The organism is Gammaproteobacteria bacterium (genome assembly GCA_035501935.1).
In the GTDB taxonomy this organism is placed as follows: Bacteria; Pseudomonadota; Gammaproteobacteria; order JAJPIJ01; family JAJPIJ01; genus JAJPIJ01.
Window position 1 is genome coordinate 21,434 of sequence record DATJVC010000018.1, and the last position, 7,306, is coordinate 28,739.

Here is a 7,306-nt window from a genome sequence, read left to right on the forward strand (position 1 = left end):
ATGTGGTACTTCACCTGGATACTCGGCGTCGGCTTCGCACTGGCCTGCGGCATCATCAACGTCATGTGGCTGGAACATGAACTCTCCTTCGGCCGGGATGAGAATGAGGACAAGAAATAATCGTTCCTCCGCTGCCGGCAGCCATGCATGATCTGGAAACCCAACGTTGTCGTCGCCGCAATCATCGAGCGGGAGGGGCGTTATCTCGTCGTAGAGGAGACTGATGACGAGGGCAGGCTGGTCATCAACCAGCCGGCCGGTCACCTCGATCATGGCGAAACCCTGATCGATGCGGTGAAGCGCGAAACACTGGAGGAAACCGGCTGGCATTTCGAACCGCAGGGCATCGTCGGTTTGTACCTGCTGCCCAAGCCGGGATCAGACATCTCCTATTTTCGCGTCTGTTTTCATGGCGCCGCGCTGAAGCACGATCCTGAAAGTCCGCTGGATCACGGCATCGTGAAGGTCTGTTGGTATACCCGCGCGGAACTGCTCGAGCGGAAAAACATGTTACGCAGCGCACTGGTCATCACCTGCATCGATGACTACCAGCGTGGCCAGCGCTACCCGCTCGACATCCTGCACCACATCACCTCCCCCGATCATGTCTGTTGAGCCGGCTCGCCGCGTCATCGTCGGCCTGTCCGGCGGCGTCGATTCCGCCGTCGCCGCCCTGCTGTTGAAACAACAGGGCTGCCACGTCGAGGCGCTGTTCATGAAAAACTGGGGGGACGATGACGACGAGGAATACTGCGCCTCGCGCCAGGATTTGATCGATGCCACCGCCGTGGCGGACGTGCTCGGCATCGACATCGACCAAATCAACTTCTCCGCCGACTACCGCGAGCGCGTGTTCCGGCATTTCCTGAGCGAATATCAGGCCGGGCGCACGCCCAACCCCGACGTGCTCTGCAACGCCGAGATCAAATTCAAGAGCTTTCTCGATCACGCCCTCACCCGCGGCGCCGGCAAAATCGCGACCGGCCACTACGCGCAGGTCACGCAGCGCGACGGCCGTCATCAGCTACTCAAGGGCGCGGATGCCGGCAAGGACCAGAGTTATTTCCTCTGCCACCTGAACCAGCAACAGCTTGCAAGAACACTTTTTCCGGTGGGTAATCTGCGCAAGTCGGAGGTGCGCAAGCTCGCGAAACAGGCGGGGCTCGCGGTGCATGACAAGAAGGACAGCACCGGCATCTGCTTCATCGGCGAGCGGCCGTTCCGGGAATTCCTGAATCGCTACCTGCCGGCGCGGCCCGGCCCCATCAAAACCCCGGAGGGCGGAATCATCGGCCAGCACAACGGCGCGATGTTTTATACGCTCGGCCAGCGCGAGGGTTTGCAGATCGGCGGCGTGCGCGGCGCAAAGGAGGAACCCTGGTACGTGGTGGGCAAAGATGTCGCCTCGAATACCTTGATCGCGGCGCAGGGTCATGACCATCCCCTGTTGATGAGCCGTTCGCTCGCCGCCGTCGATCTCAACTGGATCTCCGGCGAACCGCCGCATGCACCGTTCAAATGCACCGCCAAGACCCGCTACCGTCAGCCGGATCAGCCGTGCACCATTCTGGAAATCAAAGGAAATGGCTGCCGGGTTGAATTCGATGCCGGGCAACGCGCCGTCACCCCCGGTCAGACCGTCGTGTTTTATGACGGTCAGGTCTGCCTCGGCGGCGGCACCATTCTGTCCACCACCAACAGCCTCAAAAGCTAGCCTCATCTCCCGCAACAAATCTTCATAACTTGCCATTCGCCCTGAGGTATCGAAGGGCGAACAATCGCCGTTCGTGGTTCGATACCTCACCACGAACGGCAAGTATTTTTTGGGCATCAAAAGGGAATACACGCGCGAATTACTTGTATAATATGCGCCCCTTGAAATTAACAGGCGGGATTTTTCGGAGAACGGTTATGAGCGACAGTTTCAAGACTCGCGCCACGCTTAAAGTGGGCGGCAAGGAATACCAGTATTTCAACCTCAAGGCCCTGGAGGAAAAACTCAAGGGCAGGTTCAAGCTGGCCCGCCTGCCCTACTCCTACAAGATTCTGCTGGAGAACCTGCTGCGCCATGAGGACGGCGAGAACACGACGAAAGACGACATCGAGGCGCTGGCCACCGCGGACCTCAAGAAGCTGCCCGCCAAGGACATCAACTTCACGCCCGCGCGCGTGATCCTCCAGGACTTCACCGGCGTGCCCTGCGTGGTCGATCTCGCCGCCATGCGCGACGCCATCAAGACCCTCGGCGGCAAGGCCGCGCAGGTCAACCCGCTGTGCCCGGTGGAGCTGGTCATCGATCACTCCGTGATGGTCGATCATTACGGCTCCCGGGATGCGCTCGATCTCAACGCCAAAATAGAATTCGACCGCAACGGCGAGCGCTACGCCTTTCTGCGCTGGGGCCAGGAGGCGCTGAAAAACTTCAAGGCGGTGCCGCCGGACACCGGCATCGTGCACCAGGTCAACATCGAATTCCTCGCCCGCACCGTGTTCGAGAAGGACGGCCTGCTCTATCCCGACACCTGCTTCGGCACCGATTCGCACACCACCATGGTCAACGGCATCGGCGTGCTCGGCTGGGGCGTGGGCGGCATCGAGGCCGAGGCCGCGATGCTGGGCCAGCCCTCGTCCATGCTCATGCCGGAGGTGATCGGCGTGCGTATCACCGGTAAGCTCGCCGAAGGCGCGACCGCGACCGACCTCGTGCTCACCGCCACCGAGATGCTGCGCAAGCGCGGCGTGGTGGAAAAATTCGTCGAGTTCTTCGGCCCCGGCCTCGCCAGCCTCGCCACCGCCGATCGCACCACCGTCGCCAACATGGCGCCGGAATACGGCGCCACCTGCGGCATCTTCCCCATCGACGGGGAGACGCTCAACTACCTGCACCTCACCGGCCGCAGCGAGGATCAGGTCGCCGTCGTCAAGGCCTACGCCCAGGCGCAGGGCATGTGGTGGACGCCCGACGCGCCGGAGGCGGAATACACCGACGTGCTGCATCTCGATCTCGGCACGATCAAGCCCTCGCTCGCCGGCCCCAAACGGCCGCAGGACCGCGTGCTGCTCGAAGACGTCAAGGCCAACTTCCGCAAGGCCTTCGAGGCCGAGCAGAAGCTGCGCCCCTCCGCCGGCCCGGTGGAAGTCACCGACCGCGGCCAGGTCTTCACGCTCAAGGACGGCGCGGTCGTGATCGCGGCAATCACCTCCTGCACCAACACCTCCAATCCCTCGGTGCTGATCGGCGCCGGCCTGCTGGCGCGCAAGGCGCGCAAACTTGGCCTGACGAGCCAGCCGTGGGTCAAGACCTCGCTCGCCCCCGGCTCCAAGGTCGTCACCGAATACTTGAAGAAGGCCGGCCTGCTCGAGGACCTGGAGGCGCTCGGCTTCAACCTCGTCGGCTACGGCTGCACCACCTGCATCGGCAACTCCGGCCCGCTCAACGAACCGATCGGCAAGGCGATCCAGGAAAACAAGCTCTCCGTCTCCGCCGTGCTGTCCGGCAACCGCAACTTCGAGGGCCGCGTGCATCAGGACGTGCGCATGAACTACCTCGCCTCGCCGCCGCTGGTCGTCGCCTTTGCGATCGCCGGCAGCACCGACATCGACCTCACCAAGGACCCGATCGGCCAGGACCAGAAAGGCAATGATGTTTATCTTGAGGACATCTGGCCAAGCTCGAAGGAAATCCAGGACGCCGTCGCCCAAGCCGTCACCGCCGGGCTGTTCAAGTCCACTTATGCCGACGTGTACAAGGGCGACGCGCGCTGGCAGTCGATCAAGGTGGGCAAGTCCGAGACCTACAGCTGGGATGCAAAATCCACCTACGTGCAGAACCCGCCCTACTTCGCCGGCATGACCCGGACGCCGCCGGGCATCAGGCCCATCAAGGGCGCACGCGCGCTGGCGGTGCTGGGCGATTCCATCACCACCGACCACATCTCGCCCGCGGGCGACATCAAGAAGGACTCGCCCGCCGGCAAGTACCTGATCGATCACGGCGTCGAAAAGAAGGACTTCAACTCCTACGGCTCGCGCCGCGGCAATCACGAAGTGATGATGCGCGGCACCTTCGCCAACACCCGCATCAAGAACGCGATGACGCCGGGCGTCGAGGGCGGCGTATCGAAACATTTGAACGGCGCCACCGGCCCGGTCGAGCCGATCTACGACGTCGCCATGAAGTACCACAAGGAAGGCACGCCGCTGGTCGTCTTGGCCGGCAAGGAATACGGCACCGGCTCCTCGCGCGACTGGGCGGCCAAGGGCACCATCCTGCTCGGCGTCAAGGCGGTGATCTCGGAGAGCTTCGAGCGCATCCACCGAGCCAATCTCGTCGGCATGGGCGTGCTGCCGCTCAATTTCATGGACGGCCAGAACGCCGCGTCGCTCGGACTCGACGGCACTGAAGTGTTCGACTTCGACGGCATCAAGGAAGGCGCGAGCGAAGTCACCGTCAACGCGAAGAAGGAGGACGGCAAGACCGTCAGCTTCAAGGCCAGGGTGCGGATCAACACGCCGAAGGAGTGGGAATACTACGCCCACGGCGGCGTGCTCCAGTACATGCTCCGCCAGATGGCCGCGGTATAATCAAGGCTGTTCACCCTGAGCCCGTCGAAGGATAACGACAATTTTCCCCTCTCCCCTTGCGGGGAGATCTATCCTGAGTCTGTCGAAGGAGGGCCAGGGTAAGGGGGCTGTCACCCCGGCAAAAGGCCGGATCAAGTAAAAAGCCTCAAGGGGCCACCAGGCCCCTTTGCTTTTTTTGCAATTTGCGCGCATTTGGCTTCCTTGCCTCCGTTGCTCAATTCTGTCACCGTTAACGCAATGATTTGTGTTTCCTGTCGACAGGAAAACGGCCTCAATGACTGTGAAAACCGCCTCGTTGGTGCTGGGCAGCGGCGGTGCGCGTGGACTCGCGCACATCGGCGTCATCGACTGCATTAAAAACATGGGGCTGGACATCCGCTGCGTTGCCGGCTCCTCCATGGGCGCGCTCATCGGCGGCATCTACGCCGCCGGCAAGCTTGACGTTTACCGCAACTGGGTTTGCGCGCTGACACGCGGCGATGTGCTGCGCCTGCTCGATTTCTCCTTCGCATGGAGCGGCCTGTTCAAGGGCGAACGCATCATCGGTCTGCTCCGGCAGCTTATCGGTGAATGCAACATCGAGGACTTGCCGATCCCCTACACCGCGGTAGCAACCGATCTCGCAACGGGCAGGGAGTTCTGGTTCACGCGCGGACCTTTGTTCAACGCCATCCGCGCTTCGATGGCCCTACCGACTATTTTCACACCCTATGAGCATGAGGGCCGGAAGCTCGTCGACGGTGGACTTTCCAATCCGGTGCCGATTGCGCCGACGCGCTCGATCCTCAGCGACATCACCATTGCCGTCGATCTGGGTGGCAGGCAGGAAACCGCCATTGAAACGGCCGCCTGTCCGCCTGAGCCGGAAAACACCTTCGAGCAATATCGGCGCGCGGTAGTGAAATTCGTGAACGAACTTCACCCTACCGCCTCCGACAATGCGCCGAGGACGCTGGGATTGTTCGAGGTGGTCAACAGTGCGCTTGAGATGATGCAGGGCACGGTGGCGCGCTTGAAGCTCGCCGCTGATATGCCGGACGCGTTGATTGAGATCCCGAAGAACGCTTGCGGCACCATGGATTTCTATCGTGCCCGTGAGATGATCGCACTGGGTTACAGAAAAGCGTCTGAAGTGTTCGCCGAACGGTCGGATTCGCAGTAACGGAATTCCTCGACGCCTACTGCAACATGCTACAGTATACGTTGAGACAAATGGCCGCGTCTCGGGCGATACATCTATAATACGCATGACTCAATCGAAGCTCTTGTCTTTGCTTTGCAAGTCCCTTGTGACTTTTGCGTTCGGGATGGGAGTGCTGTTAGGCGCCCAGGCCGCTTTCGCAGACTCGTCCACGCCCAACGGAGCGGACATGGCGCAGGTGAAGCAGGAATTGCAGAAGGCCTATGAAATCGACATCGCCCAGATGTCAGCGCCACCGTCAGGCGAGAACACGCCGGCCGGCAAGGACCCGGTCGACATAGCTGCGGAACACCATCTGCTGTCGAGCAAACTGCACAAACACCTCGGCAATATCGGCGGGCTGGACTTCGATATCTTTCTGAACGCGCAGGATTGGGACAAGAAATGGACTGCTCAAGTCGGCGAACCGGCCCGTAAAGGCAAGAATCGTTATGAGATCCCGGTCAGCCTCAATCGCGATGGCAAAATCTGCACTGCCACCTGGCAGTTCGTGCGAGAACAGGGCGCGTGGGTCGCTGACGACATCCGCTACGAGGAACCCGGAGAGAAGACGTTCACACTCAATTCGCTGCAAGAAGGCGATTGATTCTGTAAATAAGCCACCCTCTCCCTTGCTCCCGCCCCCCCCTCAAGGGAGAGGGTTTAGACGAGAAGAAGATTTTCCCCTCTCTCCCCTCGAGGGAGACCTGTCCTGAGCTGTCGAAAGAGGGCCGGGGTGAGAGACCGTCATCCCGGCAAAACCGGTACCCGGCGAAAAATCACAAGGGGTTATCAGGCCCCTTGTTTTTTAATGCACAGCAGACAAACTCGCGGCAGTTTTGCTACGCGGCCAGGAACGGATAATCGGTGTACCCATCGCTGCCGCCGCCATAAAGACGCGCGGTATTTAGCGCGTTGAGCGGCGCCTTGCGCGTGAATCGCTCCACCAGATCGGGATTGGCGATGTACAGGCGCCCGAACACGACGGCGTCCGCCGCGCCGCTGGCGATTGCCGCCTCGCCGGTCTCCTGGGTATGGCTGCCGTTCGTCATCAGCACGCCCTTGAACCGCTCGCGCGCGACGCGCAGGATCGCCCGCTCGCGCGGCAGCTTGTGATCCTCGTGCCGCACTTCGAGGAAGGCGATACGGCGACGGCTCAGCTGGTCCGCGACGTGCGCCACCAGCGCCTCCGGCTGGCTGTCCAACATGTCGTTGAACAGCACCAGTGGCGAGATGCGCACCGCCACACGCCCCGCGCCCCACACCTCGATTGCGGCGTCAGTGACTTCCAGCAGGAAGTGCGCGCGGTTTTCGATGCTGCCGCCGTAGGCGTCGGTGCGCTCGTTCACTCCATCACGCAGGAACGTGTCGATGAGATAGCCGTGCGCACCGTGGACCTGTACGCCGTCGAAACCCGCCGCCCTGGCGTTGCGGGCGGCGTCGCGGAACATCCCGACATACCGGGAAATTTCATCGGTGCGAAGCGCCCGCGGCGTTTCGTAAGGCTTTTCACCTTCCGGCGTTTGCGTGGTCAGGTCGCGG

7 protein-coding genes are annotated in these 7,306 nt (G+C 61.6%); 6 read left to right on the forward strand and 1 reads right to left on the reverse strand.

Features of this window, described 5'->3' with window-relative positions; translation table 11 throughout:
- The 6 genes from cydX to VMH34_04735 all read left to right on the forward strand — a co-directional run bounded on the left by cydX (window position 1) and on the right by VMH34_04735 (window position 6,371).
- Window positions 1-120, forward strand: coding sequence for a cytochrome bd-I oxidase subunit CydX (gene cydX, locus VMH34_04710; GenBank protein HTT08072.1), 120 nt, complete (start codon window positions 1-3; stop codon window positions 118-120).
- A gap of 27 nt (window positions 121-147) precedes the next feature.
- The gene (locus VMH34_04715) at window positions 148-615 is read left to right on the forward strand and encodes an NUDIX hydrolase (protein ID HTT08073.1); all 468 of its coding nucleotides are present in this window, start codon (window positions 148-150) and stop codon (window positions 613-615) included.
- Window positions 605-1,714 carry a tRNA 2-thiouridine(34) synthase MnmA gene (gene mnmA / locus VMH34_04720; protein ID HTT08074.1) on the forward strand — a complete coding sequence of 370 codons (1,110 nt, stop codon included), beginning with the start codon at window positions 605-607 and terminating at the stop codon, window positions 1,712-1,714. The genes VMH34_04715 and mnmA overlap by 11 nt, the downstream gene beginning before the upstream one ends.
- A 197-nt stretch (window positions 1,715-1,911) precedes the next feature.
- Complete coding sequence (acnA, locus tag VMH34_04725; GenBank protein HTT08075.1) at window positions 1,912-4,584, forward strand: aconitate hydratase AcnA; 2,673 nt, start codon at window positions 1,912-1,914, stop codon at window positions 4,582-4,584.
- A gap of 274 nt (window positions 4,585-4,858) precedes the next feature.
- On the forward strand, window positions 4,859-5,746 hold the full coding sequence (locus VMH34_04730) for a patatin-like phospholipase family protein (protein HTT08076.1): 888 nt from the start codon (window positions 4,859-4,861) through the stop codon (window positions 5,744-5,746).
- Window positions 5,747-5,954: 208 nt separating this feature from the next.
- Entirely contained in the window at window positions 5,955-6,371 is a 417-nt protein-coding gene (locus tag VMH34_04735) for a DUF3828 domain-containing protein (GenBank protein ID HTT08077.1), read from the forward strand.
- A 235-nt stretch (window positions 6,372-6,606) separates the two neighbouring features.
- On the opposite strand, the gene VMH34_04740 is transcribed toward VMH34_04735, so the two are convergent.
- A partial coding sequence (locus VMH34_04740; GenBank protein ID HTT08078.1) for an alkene reductase occupies window positions 6,607-7,306 on the reverse strand: 700 nt, incomplete at its 5' end.